Origin of the sequence: Streptomyces sp. NPDC046261, from assembly GCF_040646235.1 — a bacterium.
Taxonomy (GTDB): Bacteria; Actinomycetota; Actinomycetes; order Streptomycetales; family Streptomycetaceae; genus Streptomyces.
Genome location: NZ_JBEYZU010000005.1, coordinates 151814 through 167486, shown reverse-complemented (window position 1 = coordinate 167486; position 15673 = coordinate 151814). Strand labels below are relative to the sequence as shown.

Below are 15673 nucleotides of genomic sequence, written 5' to 3'. Positions count from 1 at the left end.
AACGGCCGTCGCCTCACACCCTGGCCCCCACCAGCGCCGTCCCCGCCCGGCGATGGATCGGTGTCGAGACGGCCGTCAGCGGCAGGCCCGAGCCGCCGCGGCGGACCGCGACGATCTCGGCGGCGATGGACAGCGCCGTCTCCTCCGGTGTCCGGGCCCCGAGGTCCAGGCCGATCGGGGAGTGCAGCCGGGCCAGTTGCTCCTGCGTCACCCCCGCCTCCCGCAGGCGCGCCAGCCGGTCCTCGTGCGTGCGGCGCGAGCCCATCGCCCCGACGTACGCCACCGGCAGGGCCAGGGCCCGCTTCAGCAGCGGCACGTCGAACTTGGCGTCGTGGGTCAGCACGCACAGGACTGTACGGGCGTCGAGGTTCTGGGAGTCGAGGTAGCGGTGCGGCCAGTCCACGACGACCGAGTCCGCCGTGGGGAAGCGGGCGGCGGTGGCGAAGACCGGCCGGGCGTCGCAGACCGTGACGTGGTGGCCGAGGAAGGACCCGGCCCGCACCAGCGCCGCGGCGAAGTCGACGGCCCCGAAGACGATCATGCGGGGCGGTGGCACGCTGCATTCGACCAGCAGCACCACTGGCTCGCCGCACCGCGCGCCGTCCGCCCCCAGCTCCACGGTGGCGGTGCGGCCCGCGTCCAGCAGGGCGGCCGCCTCGGCCGCGGCGCGGCGGTCCAGGGCCGCGCCGGCGCCGAGGCCGCCGGTGGCGGTGCCGTCGGCGCGGACGAGCAGGGCGCGGCCGGTGGTGCCGGGCGGCCCGGTCACCACGCGGGCGAGCGCCGCCGCCTCCCCGCGCGCGGCGGCGGCCGACGCCGCGGCCAGCACGGGGCGCCCGGGTGCCCGGGCCCGTACCGGCATCACCAGCACGTCGATGACGCCGCCGCACGTCAGACCGGCCGCGAAGGCGTCCTCGTCGGAGTAGCCGAAGCGTTCCAGCACCGGCTCGCCGCTCGCGAGGGCCTCGCGGCACAGCTCGTACACCGCGCCCTCCACGCAGCCGCCGGAGACCGAGCCGATCGCCCTGCCGGCCGCGTCGACGGCCAGCGCCGCGCCCACCTGACGGGGCGCGCTGCCCCGCACAGCCACCACGGTGGCCACCGCGAAGTCACGTCCTTGCGCGCACCAGTGGTGCAGTTCTCCGGCGATGTCCAGCACAGCAGCGCTCCCCTCACTCGTGTGTCACTTCACACCGAGCCAGTGCTCGATGGGGTGCAGGGCGAAGTAGCCGGCGAAGACCACGCTCAGGACCCACATGAAGGCGCCCGGCTCGCGCCACCTGCCCTGTCCGGCCTTGATGACCGTGTAGGCGATGACGCCGCCGCCGACGCCCACCGTGATCGAGTAGGTGAACGGCATCAGCACCACGGTGAGGAACACCGGGATGGCGACCGCGCGGTCCGTCCAGTCGATGTGCCGGGCGTGGCTCATCATCATGGCGCCGATCACCACCAGGGCCGCGGCCGCGATCTCGCCGGGGACGATGCGGGTGAGCGGGGTGAAGAACAGGCAGGCGGCGAAGAACAGCCCGGTGACGACGGAGGACAGTCCGGTGCGGGCGCCCTCGCCCACCCCCGTCGCGGACTCGATGAAGACCGTCTGTCCCGACGCCCCCGCCGCGCCGCCGATGGCGCCGCCCGCGCCGTCGACGAGCAGGGCCCTGCTCAGTCCGGGCATCCGGCCCCGCTCGTCTGCGAGGCCGGCCTCGGTGCCCACGCCGATGATGGTGGCCATGGCGTCGAAGAAGCCGGCCAGCACCAGCGTGAAGACGATCATGCCGACGGTCACTCCGCCCACCGCGTCCCAGCCGCCGAACTCCACCTTCCCGAAGAGCGAGAAGTCGGGCAGGGAGACGGCGCCGCCCTTCAGTTCGGGGGCGCCGTTCTGCCAGCTGCGGGGGTTCGGGCCGGCGACGGCGTTGACGACGACCGCGAGCACGGTGCCCACGACGATGCCGATGAGGATCGCCCCGGGCACCTCGCGCGCCTGCAGCATGAAGATCAGCAGCAGCGTCACGCAGAACAGCAGCACGGGCCAGCCGGCCAGCTCGCCGGCCGGGCCCAGCGTGACCGGGCCGCCGGCCTTCGAGGCGTGCACGAAGCCGGCCTTCACCAGCCCGATCAGGGCGATGAACATGCCGATGCCCATGGTGATGGCGTGCTTCAGCTCGACCGGGATGGCGTTCATGACGCGCTCGCGCAGCCCGGTGAGCACCAACAGCATGATCACCACACCGTAGATCACACACATGCCCATCGCCTGGGGCCAGGTCATGTGGGGCGCGACCTGGGTGGAGACCACCCCCGAGACGCCCAGCCCGGCCGCGAGCGCGAGCGGCACCTTGCCGACCAGCCCCATCAGCAGCGTGCAGGCCGCCGCGGCGCAGGCGGTGGCGGTGATCAGCCCGGCCCGGCCGAGGGTGTGCCGCTCCACGTCGGGGCCGGCCAGGATCAGCGGGTTGAGCAGCAGGATGTAGCTCATCGCCATGAAGGTGGTGATGCCGCCGCGTACTTCGCGTGCGACGGTCGAGCCCCGGTCGGTGATGTGGAAGTACCGGTCGAGCCGGGAGAGTGCGGCGGGCGGACACGGGCCGTCGCCCGTGCCGTGCGCCGGGTTCCCCGGCCGCACGGATGTATGGGTCATGGTGCCAACTCCAGGTTGCGGTGGGGGCTGCGCGACCCGGGGGACGGCCCGAGGCGGAGGAGGAGTGAGGGTGCTTCAGGAGACGCTCTGGGTGCCCGTGAGGTGTTCCGGGCGGACCGGGACCCGGTCCAGGGCCAGGCCGGTGGCCTGGCGGATGGCCGCCACGACGGCGGGGGTCGAGGAGAGCGTGGGTGCCTCGCCGACGCCGCGCAGACCGTACGGGGCGTGGTCGTCGGCGAGTTCGAGCACGTCGACGGGTTGGGCGGGGGTGTCGAGGATGGTGGGGATGAGGTAGTCGGTGAAGGAGGGGTTGCGGACCTTCGCGGTCGCCGGGTCGACGACGATCTCCTCCATGACCGCGAGGCCCAGGCCCTGGGTGCTGCCGCCCTGGATCTGGCCGACGACGGACAGCGGGTTGAGGGCCTTGCCGACGTCCTGGGCGCAGGCCAGCTCGACGACCTTGACCAGGCCCAGTTCGGTGTCGACCTCGACGACCGCGCGGTGGGCGGCGAAGGAGTACTGGACGTGCCCGAAGCCCTGGCCGGTGCGCCGGTCGAAGGGCTCGGTGGGGCGGTGCCGCCACTCCAGCTCGACGTCGACGGCCTCGTCCTCGAGGACGTCCGCGAGGCCGGCGAGGACCTCGCCCCCGTCGGTGACGATCTTGCCGCCCTCCAGCAGGAGTTCGGCAGAGGCCCACGCCGGGTGGTACGTGCCGAACTTGGCCCGGCCGCGCTCCAGCACCCGCTCCCGCACGGCCTCGCAGGCGCATCTGACGGCGCCGCCGGTGACGTAGGTCTGGCGGGAGGCGGAGGTGGAGCCGGCGGAGCCGACGCGGGTGTCGGCGGGGTGGATGGTGACTTGGGCGACGCCCAGCTCGGTGCGGGCGATCTGGGCGTGCACGGTGACGCCGCCCTGACCGACCTCCGCCATCGCGGTGTGGACGGTGGCGACGGGCTCGCCGGCCACCGCCTCCAGCCGGACGCGGGCGGTGGAGTAGTCGTCGAAGCCCTCGGAGAAGCCGACGTTCTTGATGCCGACGGCGTACCCGACGCCCCGGACCACGCCCTCGCCGTGGGTGGTGTTGGACAGCCCGCCCGGCAGCGCGCGGAGGTCGGGCGGGCCGCCGGCGCTCTCCCACTGCCGCTGCGGCGGCATCGGCATCGCCTTGACGCGGCGCAGGAGTTCGGCGACGGGCGCGGGCGAGTCGACGACCTGTCCGGTGGGCATGGTCGAGCCCTGGGACATGGCGTTGAGCCGGCGGAACTCCACCGGGTCCATCTCCAGGGCGGCGGCCAGCTTGTCCATCTGGGCCTCGTAGGCGAAGCACGCCTGGACGGCGCCGAAGCCGCGCATCGCGCCGCAGGGCGGGTTGTTGGTGTAGAGCGCGAGCGCCTCGATGTCGACGTCGTCGACGACGTACGGGCCGGCGGAGAGCGAGGCGGCGTTGCCGACGACGGCCGGTGAGGAGGAGGCGTAGGCGCCGCCGTCCAGGACGATGCGGCACGTCATGTAGGCCAGCTTGCCGTCGCGGGTGGCCCCGTGTTCGTAGCGGAGCCGGGCGGGGTGGCGGTGGACGTGTCCGAAGAAGGACTCGAAGCGGTTGTAGACGATCTTCACGGGGCGCCCGGTGCGCAGGGCGAGCAGGCAGGCGTGGGCCTGCATCGACAGGTCCTCGCGGCCGCCGAAGGCGCCGCCGACGCCGGAGAGGGTCATGCGCACCTTGTCCTCGGGCAGGCCGAGGACGGGTGCGATCTGGCGCAGGTCGGCGTGCAGCCACTGGGTGGCGATGTAGAGGTCGACGCCGCCGTCCTCGGCGGGCACGGCCAGGCCCGACTCGGGGCCGAGGAATGCCTGGTCCTGCATGCCCACCGTGTACTCGCCGCTGACCACGACGTCGGCACGGGCCCGGGCGGCGGTCACGTCGCCGCGCACGATGGGCTGGCGGTGGACGATGTTGGGATGCGGCACGTGGGGGGCGTGGTCATCGGTGCGGCCGGGGTGGAGCACCGGGGCGCCGGGGGCGGTGGCGCTCTCCTCGTCGGTGACGACGGGCAGGGGCTCGTAGTCGACCTTGATCTTGGCGGCGGCGCGGCGGGCCGTCTCGGGGTGGTCGGCGGCGACGAGGGCCACCGCTTCGCCGTGGTGGCGCACGACGCCGTCGGCGAGGACGGGGGTGTCCTCGATCTCCAGCCCGTAGCGGGTCGCGGCCGGGAGGTCCTCGTGCGTCATGACGGCGTGCACGCCCGCCGTGGCGAGCGCGGCGGAGACGTCGACGGAGCGGATCCGCGCGTGGGCGTGGGGGCTGCGGAGGGTGAAGCCCCACAGCATGTCCTCGTGCCACAGGTCGGAGGCGTAGGCGAACTCTCCCGTGACTTTGAGGGTGCCGTCCGGGCGCAAGGTGGACTCGCCGATGCCGCCCCGGGTGCGGCTGCCCTGGGTGAGGGCGGTGGGGGTACGTGTCACCTCGCTCATCGCCGGCCCGCCTCGGCGGCGCGGGCCGCGGCCAGGCGCACGGCGTCGAGGATCTTCTCGTAGCCCGTACACCGGCACAGGTTGCCCGAGAGGGCCTCGCGGATGTCGGCGTCGGAGGGGCCGGGGTTGCGCTCCAGCAGCTCGTCGGTGGCGACGAGGAGGCCGGGGGTGCAGAAGCCGCACTGGACGGCGCCGGCGTCGACGAACGCCTGCTGGACCGGGGCCAGTTGACCCTCCTGCGCCCCGGCGCGGCCGGCGAGCCCCTCGACGGTGACCACCTCGCGGCCCTCGACCTGCCCCGCCGCCACCAGGCACGCGCAGACCGGGACGTCGTCGAGGCGGACGGTGCAGGAGCCGCACTCGCCCTGCTCGCAGGCGTTCTTGGAGCCCGGCAGGCCGACGCGCTCGCGCAGGACGTACAGCAGGCTCTCGCCCTCCCATACGTCGTCGGCCTCCTGGGGCTTGCCGTTGACGGTGAAGTTCACGCGCACCGTACTCCCCTCCCTTCGCTTCCCCGGTAGGCGTCCCAGACCCAGCCCAGCGTGCGGCGGGCCATGACGGCGACCGCGCGCCTGCGATAGGCGGCGCTGCCGCGTACGTCGTCGATGGGACTGCAGGCGCCGGCCGCCAGCCGGCCGAACTCCCCCGCCACGGACGGCGCGAGGGGCCGGCCCGAATCCCACAGTCCGGCGTCCGCCAGCGCGGCGCCGAGGAACTCCTCCGCCACGCGGGCCCGTACGGGCGTGGGCGCGGCCGAGCCGATGCCGGTGCGCACGGTGCGGCTGCCGGGGTGCAGGGCGATACCGAAGGCGCACACGGCGATGACCATGGCGTTGCGGGTGCCGACCTTGGAGAACTGCTGCGGTCCGGTGGCCTTGCGGATGCGCACGGCCCTGATCAGCTCGTCGGGCGCGAGCGCGTTGCGCTTGACGCCGGTGTAGAACTCCTCGACCGGGATGAGCCGGGTGCCGCGCACGGAGGCGGCCTCCACCTCGGCGCCCGCCGCCAGCAGCGCCGGGTGGCTGTCCCCGGCCGGGGAGGCGGCGCCGAGGTTGCCGCCGACGCTGCCGCGGTTGCGGATCTGCGGGGAGCCGACGGTGTGGGCGGCCAGCGCGAGCGCGGGCAGCTCGGTGCGCAGGTGCTCGAGGATGCGGGTGTACGGGACGGCGGCGCCGAGGCGGACGTCGTGTTCGCCTGTCTGCCACTCGTGGAGTTCGCCGATGCGGTTGAGGTCCAGCAGGTACTCCGGCCGGCGGTGATCGAAGTTGATCTCGACCATCACGTCCGTGCCGCCCGCGATGGGCACGGCCGAGGGGTGCTCGGCCTTCGCGGCCAGAGCCTCCTCCCAGCTGGCGGGGCGCAGGAAGTCCATGAATGTCTCTTCTCGAGGGGGGCTGCGGCGGGTCGTTCCTGGCGGTTCCGAGACGGTTTCTCGCGGCGTGGGCCCAGTAGAGCGACGGACGGACCCGCCGGTGCAGTCACCGAAAACATGAAGCGGTTGGCTGGCCAGGCCCCCGGTCTTGTAGATTCGAACGAAAGACGGGGTTCAGAAACCTCACTGCATTCCACTGGTTACAAGAAGACAGATCGGCGGCGACGACGATGCGGCTGCGCGCACTGCTGGAGACCGATGCCCTGGGCCTTCGGCTGCTCGGCGGCGAGGACGAGCTGGACCGCACCGTGCGCGGCGTGATGACCACCGACCTGCGCGACCCCAGCCGCTACCTCTCCGGCGGCGAGCTGGTGCTCACCGGGCTCGCGTGGCGGCGGGAGCCGGAGGACTCCGAGCGGTTCGTCCGCATCCTGACGGCCGCGGGCGTGGCCGGGCTCGCCGCGGGCGAGGCGGAGATCGCCTCGACGCCCGACGACCTCATCGAGGCCTGCGCCCGGCACCGGATGCCGCTGTTCTCGGTGAACGAGAAGGTCTCCTTCGCCTCCATCACCGAGCACGTCGTGCGGCAGGTCTCCAGCGAGCGGGCCGGCGACCTGGCGGCCGTCGTGGACCGCCACCGCCGTCTGATGACGGGCGGCCCGGCGGGCGGCGGCCCGGAGGTCGTCCTGGACCTGCTCGGCTCCGACCTCGACCTGCGGGCCTGGGTGCTGTCCCCCACCGGCCGGCAGATCGCCGGCTCCTCGCTGGCGGACTCCGGCCCCGGCCTGCCCGCCGCCGTCGGCGCCGCCCTGGCGGGCGAGCACCTGGCCGCCGCGCGCACGGGCCGGCGCGGCCCGCACCGGGTGACGGCGGCCGGGAGCACGTACTCCCTGTTCCCCGTCCGCAGCAGCGGCCGGGCCGCGTCCGCCCGGGACGTGCGCGAGACGGTGCTGTCGGACTGGCTGCTGGCCGTCGAGGCGGACGCCGGGGACTGGCCCGAGGAGCGGCTCGACCTGCTGCACGGCGTCACCCAGCTGATCGCCGTCGAGCGCGACCGCCGGGAGGCGGCCCGTACGGTGCGGCGCCGGCTCGCCCAGGAGGTCCTCGAACTGGTCCAGGCGGGCGCCGCGCCCGCCGAGATCGCGGCCCGCCTGCGGGTGGCCGCGCCGGTGCTGCTGCCCGGGCTGGGCACGGCCCCGCACTGGCAGGTCGTCGTGGCGCGCGTCGAGTGGGAGGGCGGTGACATCCCCGGCGGCCCGGTGGCCCAGGCGCTGCTGGAGGAGGTGCTGGTCGACCCCGACACCTCCGGCCCCGAGCCCTCCGACCGCATCGCCGTCGCCCATACGGGCGACGAGGCCGTGGCCCTCTTGCCGCTGCCGGCCGTGCTCACCGGTGCCGAGGAGCCGGCCGTACCCAGCCTGCACGCCGACACGCTCCTGACGGCCGTCCGCGACCCGCTCGCCCAGGGCCTCGCCGACGACGGGCGCCTGACCTTCGGCGTCAGCGCCGCCGTCCACTCGGCGGAGGGCCTGCGCGGCGCCCTGGAGGAGGCCCGGCACGCCCGCCGCGTCGCCGCCGCCCGCCCGGGCCGGGTCTGCGCGGCGGGCCACCAGGAGCTGGCCTCGCACGTGCTGCTGCTGCCCTTCGTCCCGGACGACGTCCGGCGCGCCTTCACCGCCCGCCTGCTGGACCCCCTGCGCGACTACGACCGCCGGCACCGCGCGGAGCTCATCCCGACGCTGGAGGCGTTCCTGGACTGCGACGGCTCCTGGACGCGCTGCGCGACCCGCCTGCACCTGCATGTGAACACGCTGCGGTACCGGGTGGGCCGCATCGAGCAGCTGACCGGCCGTGATCTCTCCCGCCTCGAGGACAAGCTGGACTTCTTCCTGGCGCTGCGCATGAGCTGAGGGGGCGTCGGACGCGCTCATGGAGCGGTTCGATCCTGGGTAGCCTGCGCCCGTCACCACGAGGCGCGGGGCGCGTCGGCGGCCATCCCTTCGGCGCACGGGCCCCCGGGTTTGTGAATTGGTTCACACCTGACCCTTGGCCGCGCCCGTGCCTTCGTGCTGTGATCGGAGCAGGCTTCCAGCTCGACGGCGCGCTTGGGGAGGGCACTGTGGCGGACACCGCCATGCGGAATTCTGGGTTGTCGGAGCCACCAGGACCACGGAAACCACTGGACCCGCTGGAGGAAGATCCGCTCGAACGTGCCGTGTGGCGGCTGCGCTCGCGGGCCTGCTGGGACGACGCGGCCGCGCTGCTCGCCCCGCGCGCGGCGGCCGAGGCCGGCCCGGCGCTGCGCCGGACGGCGGTCCTGATCGAACGGTGCGTGTTCACGTCCGAGGGCTGGGCGGCCGCCGAGGATTCCCTGCGTGCGGCGGAGGCCCTGGCCACGGACGACGAGGAGCGCGGGGCGGCGGCGTGCGAACGCGGTCACCTCGCCTACGCGTCCACTCTTTTGGGGGTACGCGACCGGGCCGACGAGGCCCGGTCCGCCCTGGGGCGCGCGGCGGCCCTGCTCACGCCGCGCTCACCGACGCGGCCCCTGCTGGACTTCCGGCGGGGCCTGATCGCCCAGCATCTGTCCGACAATCCGTCCGACGCGACCGCGGCCTTCCAGCGGGCGCACACGGGCGCCGCGTCCCATGGGCACCAGCTGCTGCTGTCGTTCACGTGGCGGCACGTGGCGGCGATGGCCGAGCACGACGGCAAGCTCGCCGAGGCGCGGCACGGCTTCGCCGAATCGCTGCGCATCCGGGAGGAACTGGGCTACCTGGTCGGGATCGCCCCGGCGCTGGCCTCCCTGGCGGCGGTCCTGCCGGACGCGGAGGAGGCGTCCCGCCTGCGCGAGGAGGCCCGCCGCCTGGTCCGTCTCCTGGGCGACGTCCCGGCCTGGCTGGCCAAACGCCTCCCCTGACGGGAGGGGGTGAGGGGGAACCTCCCAGCGGTGGCCGGGGTGGGGGCACCTCCCGGCGGTGGCCGGGGGAGGTCAGGGGCAGGCTCCGCAGTGCTTCGCGGCCAGGGCCTCCACGGCCACCACGTCCCGCGCGGCCAGCGCGTCGAGCAGTCGCAGATGCTCGGCGGCGTCGGCCACCAGCCCCTCGCCCCGCCCACCGGGCGCGGCCCACTGCGCCCGCCGGTGCAACTCGTCCGCGACGAGCACCAGTTGCTGGTTGCCCCCCAGGGCGAACAGCGCCCGGTGGAAGGCCCGGTCGGCCTCGGCGTACGCGGCCCGGTCGCCGCCGGCGGCCACGACGGCCGCCGTCTCGGCCAGGGGCCGCAGCTCGCACCAGCGAGCGGCCGGCACGGTCCGGGCCATCCGCAGCAGGGCGGGGACCTCGAGGAGCGCGCGGACCTCGGCGAGCTCGGCCACGTCGCGCGGGGTGCGGCTGGTGACGCGGAAGCCGCGGTTGGGGACGACCTCGACCGCGCCCTCGAGGGCCAGCTGCTGCATGGCCTCGCGGACGGGCGTGGCGGAGACGCCGAACCGCTCGCCGAGGGCGGGGCCGGAGTAGACCTCGCCGGGGACGAGCTCCCCGCTGACGAGCGCCTTGCGCAGCGCGTCGAGCACCTGTCCCCGCACGGAGTACCGCTGGGGGACCCGGCGGGCGGGCCGGGCCGCGCGGCCGTAGTCGTACTCGCTCGCGTCGTGGGTGTGCTCCCCCCGCGCGGACGACGTGGGCTGTGCCGGGACCGCGGCGGGCGGCCGTGCTGTGGTGCCGTTGGGTCTGCACTGCTCCATTGGGGTCCTCCTGGTGTCCATCGGAACCATAGGCGGCCCCTCCCGCAGTTCAAACCCCGGGCAGCACGGGTAAGGTAAGCCTTACCTGTTAACGATCGAGATTCGGTGGTCCCTCGCATGTCCGCTGCCTCGGCTGCCCCGCTCTCGTACGGCCTCCCGGCCGCCGCCCCCTTCGCAGCCGCCTACGCCCGGCTCACGGAGGTCCTCCCGACGGTGACCGTGCTGCCCGGACCGCCCCGCCGCGGCGAGGGCTGGGTGACGGGGGCGGGGCTCGCGGCGGGCGGCGCCGAGCTCGACGCCTTCCTCGCGTGGGACGACGCGCAGGTGCTGCGCGACTACGGGCAGCGGGCCCGCCCCGACGTCGTCGCCTCGTTCGGGCTGCACCGCTACGCCTGGCACGCGTGCCTGCTGATCACCCTGCCCTGGTTCCTGGACCGGCGCGTGCCCCGGCTGCCGGCCGGGGCCGTGTCGCTGCACCGGAGCACGGGGCGGATCACCGCGGACGTCGCGGAATTCGCCTGCCTGCCCGGCGACCCGGCCGCGGAGCTGCCGGGGGCCCGGCCGCTGCCGGACGCCGAGGCGCTGCGGGCGGAGGTGCGCGCGGCGGTGGCCGCCCACCTGGAGCCCGTACTGGAAGCCTTCCGTCCGCGCATGCGGCGCGGGGCGCGGGCGCTGTGGGGCATGGCGACGGACGAGGTCGCCGAGGGCCTGTGGCACGTGGGGCGGCTGCTCGGCGAGGAGGAGCGCGCGCGGCACGAACTGGGGCTGCTGCTGCCGGGCGCCACGGCGCCGTACGTCGGGGGCGCCGCCTTCCGCGAACTGATCGGCCCCCGGGGCGAGTCGTGGCCCACCCGCGACCGCGCGAGCTGCTGTTTCTTCTACACGCTGCGCCGCGACGACACCTGCGTCACCTGCCCCCGCACCAGTGATGCCGACCGCGTGGAGCGGCTGTCAGCGCAGTGAATCGCCTAAGCCACCCGATCAGGTGGATTGAATAGAACTCAATGACCTTTTCCCTGAGGGGCGTTCGAAATTCATCGTCGCTCTCCGTATATCCTTGCCGTCCATTCGCGGTGAGTTGCTGCGAAACCCCTTGGCGTCCGGCCGGATTCCGTCAGGATGGCGCGCGAAACCGTACTGCACGCAAGGGACGCAAGATGAGAGTGACCGACATACCGCTGAATTGGGTGCTCCCCAGTGCCGTGGCACTCATCGGGGCAGTCGTGGCGGTGACGGTGTACGCGCGCGGCCGGCAATCCGGCTCGGAGGACACAGCGGCCGGCACGGACTCCTGGGAACGCAATGAGGAGCGCAGACGCCGCAAAGAGGCCATTTATGGCAGCGCCTCGTACGTACTTCTCTTCTGCTGCGCCGCGGTCGCCGCGGCCCTGTCCTTCCATGGGCTGGTCGGATTCGGCCAGCAGAATCTGGGACTGACGGACGGCTGGGAATACCTGGTGCCCTTCGGTCTCGACGGTGCGGCGATGTTCTGCTCGGTACTGGCGGTGCGCGAGGCGAGTCACGGCGATGCCGCGCTCGGCTCCCGGCTGCTGGTGTGGACGTTCGCGGGCGCGGCGGCCTGGTTCAACTGGGTGCACGCCCCGAGGGGCCTGGACCACGCGGGGGCGCCGCAGTTCTTCGCCGGCATGTCGCTGTCGGCGGCGGTGCTCTTCGACCGGGCGCTCAAGCAGACGCGCCGGGCCGCGCTGCGCGAACAGGGGCTCGTACCGCGCCCCCTGCCCCAGATCCGCATAGTGCGCTGGCTGCGGGCGCCGCGCGAGACCTTCGGCGCCTGGTCGCTGATGCTCCTCGAGGGGGTACGCACGCTGGACGAAGCCGTGGAGGAGGTCCGCGAGGACAAACGTCAGCAAGCACAGCACCGGATGCGCCGCAGGGAGGCGGGCAAGCTGGAACGGGCCCGCATCAAGGCGTACAACCGGCAGCACCGCGTGTGGGGCCGCAGCCGCGGCGGCCGGCAGGTCGAGGTCACCGGGCCCGCCATGCCGTCGGCCGCGCAACCCGCCCAGATCGGCTCGCAAGCGGGGTCGGAGCCCTCCATAGTCGAGCCGGGTCAGCTTCCGGTACGCTCCCGCCCACTACAGGCGGTGGGCAAGCCAGACCCCATCGACCTGACCGCCGAGGACGATACCCAGGCCATCCCGCGACTCGACTCGCTGGAGGCCAAACTGGCCCAGATCGAGCGCCAGTTCGGCTGACGCCCTAGAGCCCTGAGCCGTCGCACGCGACCGGCTCAGGGCTCTTGCGCGTCCAGCTCGAACCACACGGCCTTGCCCACCCCGTGGGCCCGCACCCCCCAGCCGTCCGCCAGGGCGTGCACCAGCAGCAGGCCGCGCCCCGAGGTGGCGGTCACCTCCGGCCCCGCGGGGCCGGCGCCGTTGTCGTGGGGGGAGCCGGCCGGGGGCGGGCGCAGCGTCGGGTGCCGGGAGAGGAAGTCCCGCACCTCCACGCGCAGCCGGCCCTTCTCGGGCGCTTCCGGGCCGCCGACGAGCCTGGCCGTGACCACCGCCGCGCCGTCGGTGTGCATGAGCGCGTTGGTCACCAGCTCGCTCACCAGGAGCTCGGCGGTGTCCGCCCGCCCGGGCCCGCCCCACCGGGCGAGCAGTTCGCGCAGCCCCGAGCGCACGTCCGCGACGGCCGCCAGCTCCTTGCGCCGGAGCCGTCTCTCCCAGCACCGCCCCGGGGCCGCCGGATCGCTTTCCCCCGTCGCCTCCTGAGCGATCCCCTCGGCGGACCCTCCGCTGCCCTCGCGCCGCTCCGCGCCCACCCAGTGTGCAGTCCGCCGCTTCATCCTTCGCCGCCCCGACCCCTCCCCGGCGCCCCGGCATCGAACAGGCTCACGGCAAGTGCATGCCCCGCGCCAGGTGAATCGACGCCTGTTGACGTATCAACATGGTTATATGACCGGCATGGAGGCGCATCTTGTGCCTTTCGCACGGAGCTGCCAGGCGCCCCGCGGCGGGCGCCGGCACCGAATGTCAGTGCCCCCTGCGAGACTCGCCGCATGACCGAGATTCCCGTGGAGAACTACGCCCCGGCCTGGCCGGAAGGATCCCGTCCCGATCTGCCCACGATCGGCAGTGAGCGCGAAGTGCTCACCGCCTTCCTCGACTGGCACCGTGAGACGTTCGCGCTCAAATGCTCGGGTGTTCCCGCGGAGCGCCTCTCCGACAAGGGCGTGCCGCCCTCCGGCATGAGCCTGCACGGACTGATCCGGCACCTGGCGGGCGTGGAACGCTGGTGGTTCCGCACTCAGTTCGCCGGTGAGGACGTGCCGGATCTCTACTATGCGGACGACGATCCGGACCAGGACTTCGACGCGCTGGACGGCGACCCCGCCGAGGCCCTCGCGGTGTGGCGGGCGGAGTGCGAGCGGTCCCGTGAGATCGTCGCCGCCACGCCGTCGCTGGAGGACACGGGCCGGATCGTCGCGACCGGGCAGCCCATCTCGCTGCGGGTCGTCCTGGTCAAGCTCATAGCCGAGTACGCCCGGCACAACGGCCATGCCGACCTGCTCCGCGAGCGCGTCGACGGCGCCACGGGGTTCTGAGCGCCACCGCGCCCGGGGCTCGTGCCCAGGGGGTCGCCGGCTATCCCTCCCAGACGGTGCAGGCGCTGCGGTCGTCGGCGTAGCCCTTCACGCGCAGCTGGACGTCCGCGAGGTACTCGGCGAGCCCCGGCGGCTCCTCGCGCGCCCACCGCTCGGCGAGCCGGACGCCCAGTTCCGGCTCGCCGCGCAGGGGGTCGGCCAGGCCCGCGGTGCACAGCAGCAGGGCGTCGCCGGGCCGCGCGATCGACGCCCGGAAGCGGAAGGGTTCGCTGGGGACTTCGGCGGGGTCTATGACGGGGGTGATGCCGGGGGTGGGGATGCCCAGGTCCACGGTGATCCGGTCACCGGCGCCGTAGCCGGCGACGGGCTCGCCCGTGGGGTCCGGTTCGTGCGGCTCCGGGTCCAGGTCCTGCCAGGAGCCGTCGCGCAGCCGGAAGAGGCCGCCCACGCCGACGCCGAAGAAGACGCGGGTGCGGCAGCGGACATCGGCGGGCAGCAGCAGACACCGCAGGCTCGCGGTGTACTCGGCCGGGCGCAGGCCCAGTTCGCCCGCGCGGACGCGCAGCCGCCCGTAGGTGCGGTCGGTCAGCCGGTGCAGCCCGGACTTCAGCTCGTCGCGGCGGCCCGCGTGGATGTCCTCGGCGAGCCGGGCATGGCTGCGCCCCACCGCGCCGCCGATCCACTCGCAGACCTCGCGTGCCGCGCGGTGGGCGCCCTCCGCGGCGCGGGCGCCGCTCGCCAGGGCGACGAGGAGCAGCGCGTCCTCCCCGGTGCCGAACCGGGCGGTGAGCAGGGCGTCGCGGCGGGGCTCGCCCCGGTAGCGCGCGGAGTCGCCGCGCAGCGAGACGGCCCGCAGGACCATGGCGCCGTAGCGCGCGCCGTCGAGCACGGTGTCGGGCACGAGGTCCTCGAGCGCGCCGGGGTCGGCGGGCGGCCAGGCGGTCGGCTCGGCCTCGTAGGTGGGGGGCCGCCGGCCGACGTACTCGGCCGCGCGCAGCCGTGTCCCGTTCCTGCGCGCGGGTGCGGGGCGGGACGGGGGCACGGGCGGGGGCACCTCGGACATCTCGGTGGTGTCGAGGGCGCCGGCCGCTTCAGAAAACTCCGCGAAGTCCGCGAAGTCCGTGAAGTCGGCGAGGTCGGTGAAGTCCGTGAAGCCGGTGACGTCGGTGAAACCGGTGACTTCCCGGGCCTCCCTGACCTCGATCTCTTCCCGCACCTCCGCGGCGTCACGGGCCTGGCCCGCCGCCCTGGCCTGCCGTGCGTCGCCCCGGGCGGGCCCGGACACCTCCGGTACCCGCGGGGGTCGCGGAGCCTGGGGGGCCTGTGGGGTCCGGGGGGCCTCCGGCACATCGACGGCTTCCGGCGCCGGCGGGGACGGCGGGCAGACCCGGGTGCGGGGGTCGGGGGGCGGCGGTCCCTCGGGCATCCGGTCCGGGCCCAGCGGCGGGCGCGGTTCGGGAGGGCCGGCGGCGGGCGGCGGGGCCGGGGGCTGCCGGCCGGCCGCCGGGTCGGCGGGGACGGGCAGGGAGCCGTTGGCGGGCGACACCCAGCGCTTGGTCTGCCGCGGCACCCCGCGCGAGAGGGCCGGCGAGAGCCCGGACGGAGAGGCGGACGGCGGCCCGGGCAGCACGCGCTGGTCGGGCCGGCCGGGCGGCTCGGCGGGGCGCGGCCGCTTGGGCTCCGCCCTCGGCCGTGCCGGTTCCGGCCCGACCACCGCCGAGGCGGAGGAGAATCTCTCGTCGAGGCTGTCGCCCCCGGCGACCGCTCCCGTGTCGGGTTCACTCCTGCCGTACAACTCGCGCCACCAGGCGTCCTCTTGTTCGGCGTACTGGTCCCCCTGCTGACTCATGCCCTTATTGTCCACACTGCGGGGCA

Annotated in this window: 13 protein-coding genes; 5 read left to right on the top strand and 8 right to left on the bottom strand. The window is 74.5% G+C overall.

The features are described from left to right. Positions 1 to 13 precede the first annotated feature (13 nt). The 5 genes from ABZ956_RS12125 to ABZ956_RS12105 form a co-directional block, all read right to left on the bottom strand. On the bottom strand, positions 14 to 1156 hold the full coding sequence (locus ABZ956_RS12125; protein ID WP_361890871.1) for an XdhC/CoxI family protein: 1143 nt from the start codon (positions 1154 to 1156) through the stop codon (positions 14 to 16). Between the two features lie 24 nt (positions 1157 to 1180). Next, complete coding sequence (locus ABZ956_RS12120) at positions 1181 to 2641, bottom strand: NCS2 family permease (protein ID WP_361890868.1); 1461 nt, start codon at positions 2639 to 2641, stop codon at positions 1181 to 1183. Between the two features lie 75 nt (positions 2642 to 2716). Further along, positions 2717 to 5113: a xanthine dehydrogenase subunit D gene (pucD, locus tag ABZ956_RS12115; RefSeq protein ID WP_361890865.1), complete on the bottom strand. Its 2397-nt coding sequence runs from the start codon at positions 5111 to 5113 to the stop codon at positions 2717 to 2719. Continuing rightward, a complete protein-coding gene (locus tag ABZ956_RS12110) occupies positions 5110 to 5604 on the bottom strand; it encodes a (2Fe-2S)-binding protein (RefSeq protein ID WP_361890862.1) in 495 nt (164 codons plus the stop codon). Before ABZ956_RS12110 ends, pucD begins: the two co-directional genes overlap by 4 nt. Next, on the bottom strand, positions 5595 to 6485 hold the full coding sequence (locus ABZ956_RS12105) for a xanthine dehydrogenase family protein subunit M (RefSeq protein ID WP_361890859.1): 891 nt from the start codon (positions 6483 to 6485) through the stop codon (positions 5595 to 5597). The genes ABZ956_RS12110 and ABZ956_RS12105 overlap by 10 nt, the downstream gene beginning before the upstream one ends. A 230-nt stretch (positions 6486 to 6715) precedes the next feature. Between ABZ956_RS12105 and ABZ956_RS12100 the strand changes: the two genes are divergently transcribed. Together ABZ956_RS12100 and ABZ956_RS12095 are read left to right on the top strand one after the other, a co-directional pair. Further along, the gene (locus ABZ956_RS12100; RefSeq protein ID WP_361890856.1) at positions 6716 to 8395 is read left to right on the top strand and encodes a PucR family transcriptional regulator ligand-binding domain-containing protein; all 1680 of its coding nucleotides are present in this window, start codon (positions 6716 to 6718) and stop codon (positions 8393 to 8395) included. A 224-nt stretch (positions 8396 to 8619) separates the two neighbouring features. Beyond that, a complete protein-coding gene (locus ABZ956_RS12095; RefSeq protein ID WP_361890853.1) occupies positions 8620 to 9405 on the top strand; it encodes a hypothetical protein in 786 nt (261 codons plus the stop codon). Between the two features lie 72 nt (positions 9406 to 9477). Here ABZ956_RS12095 and ABZ956_RS12090 read toward each other — a convergent pair whose 3' ends face one another. Further along, entirely contained in the window at positions 9478 to 10230 is a 753-nt protein-coding gene (locus ABZ956_RS12090) for a GntR family transcriptional regulator (RefSeq protein WP_361890851.1), read from the bottom strand. A gap of 117 nt (positions 10231 to 10347) precedes the next feature. Between ABZ956_RS12090 and ABZ956_RS12085 the strand changes: the two genes are divergently transcribed. Next, complete coding sequence (locus ABZ956_RS12085; protein ID WP_361890848.1) at positions 10348 to 11193, top strand: (2Fe-2S)-binding protein; 846 nt, start codon at positions 10348 to 10350, stop codon at positions 11191 to 11193. 194 nt (positions 11194 to 11387) lie between these two features. Then, complete coding sequence (locus ABZ956_RS12080; protein ID WP_361890845.1) at positions 11388 to 12446, top strand: DUF2637 domain-containing protein; 1059 nt, start codon at positions 11388 to 11390, stop codon at positions 12444 to 12446. 35 nt (positions 12447 to 12481) lie between these two features. Here the strand turns inward: ABZ956_RS12080 and ABZ956_RS12075 are convergent, their stop codons facing one another. After that, positions 12482 to 13039, bottom strand: coding sequence for an ATP-binding protein (locus tag ABZ956_RS12075; RefSeq protein ID WP_361890842.1), 558 nt, complete (start codon positions 13037 to 13039; stop codon positions 12482 to 12484). Between the two features lie 213 nt (positions 13040 to 13252). On the opposite strand from ABZ956_RS12075, the gene ABZ956_RS12070 reads away from it, so the two are divergent. Then, the gene (locus tag ABZ956_RS12070; RefSeq protein ID WP_361890839.1) at positions 13253 to 13798 is read left to right on the top strand and encodes a DinB family protein; all 546 of its coding nucleotides are present in this window, start codon (positions 13253 to 13255) and stop codon (positions 13796 to 13798) included. Positions 13799 to 13838: 40 nt separating this feature from the next. Here the strand turns inward: ABZ956_RS12070 and ABZ956_RS12065 are convergent, their stop codons facing one another. After that, entirely contained in the window at positions 13839 to 15647 is a 1809-nt protein-coding gene (locus ABZ956_RS12065) for a protein phosphatase 2C domain-containing protein (RefSeq protein ID WP_361890836.1), read from the bottom strand. Between the last annotated feature and the right edge of the window lie 26 nt (positions 15648 to 15673).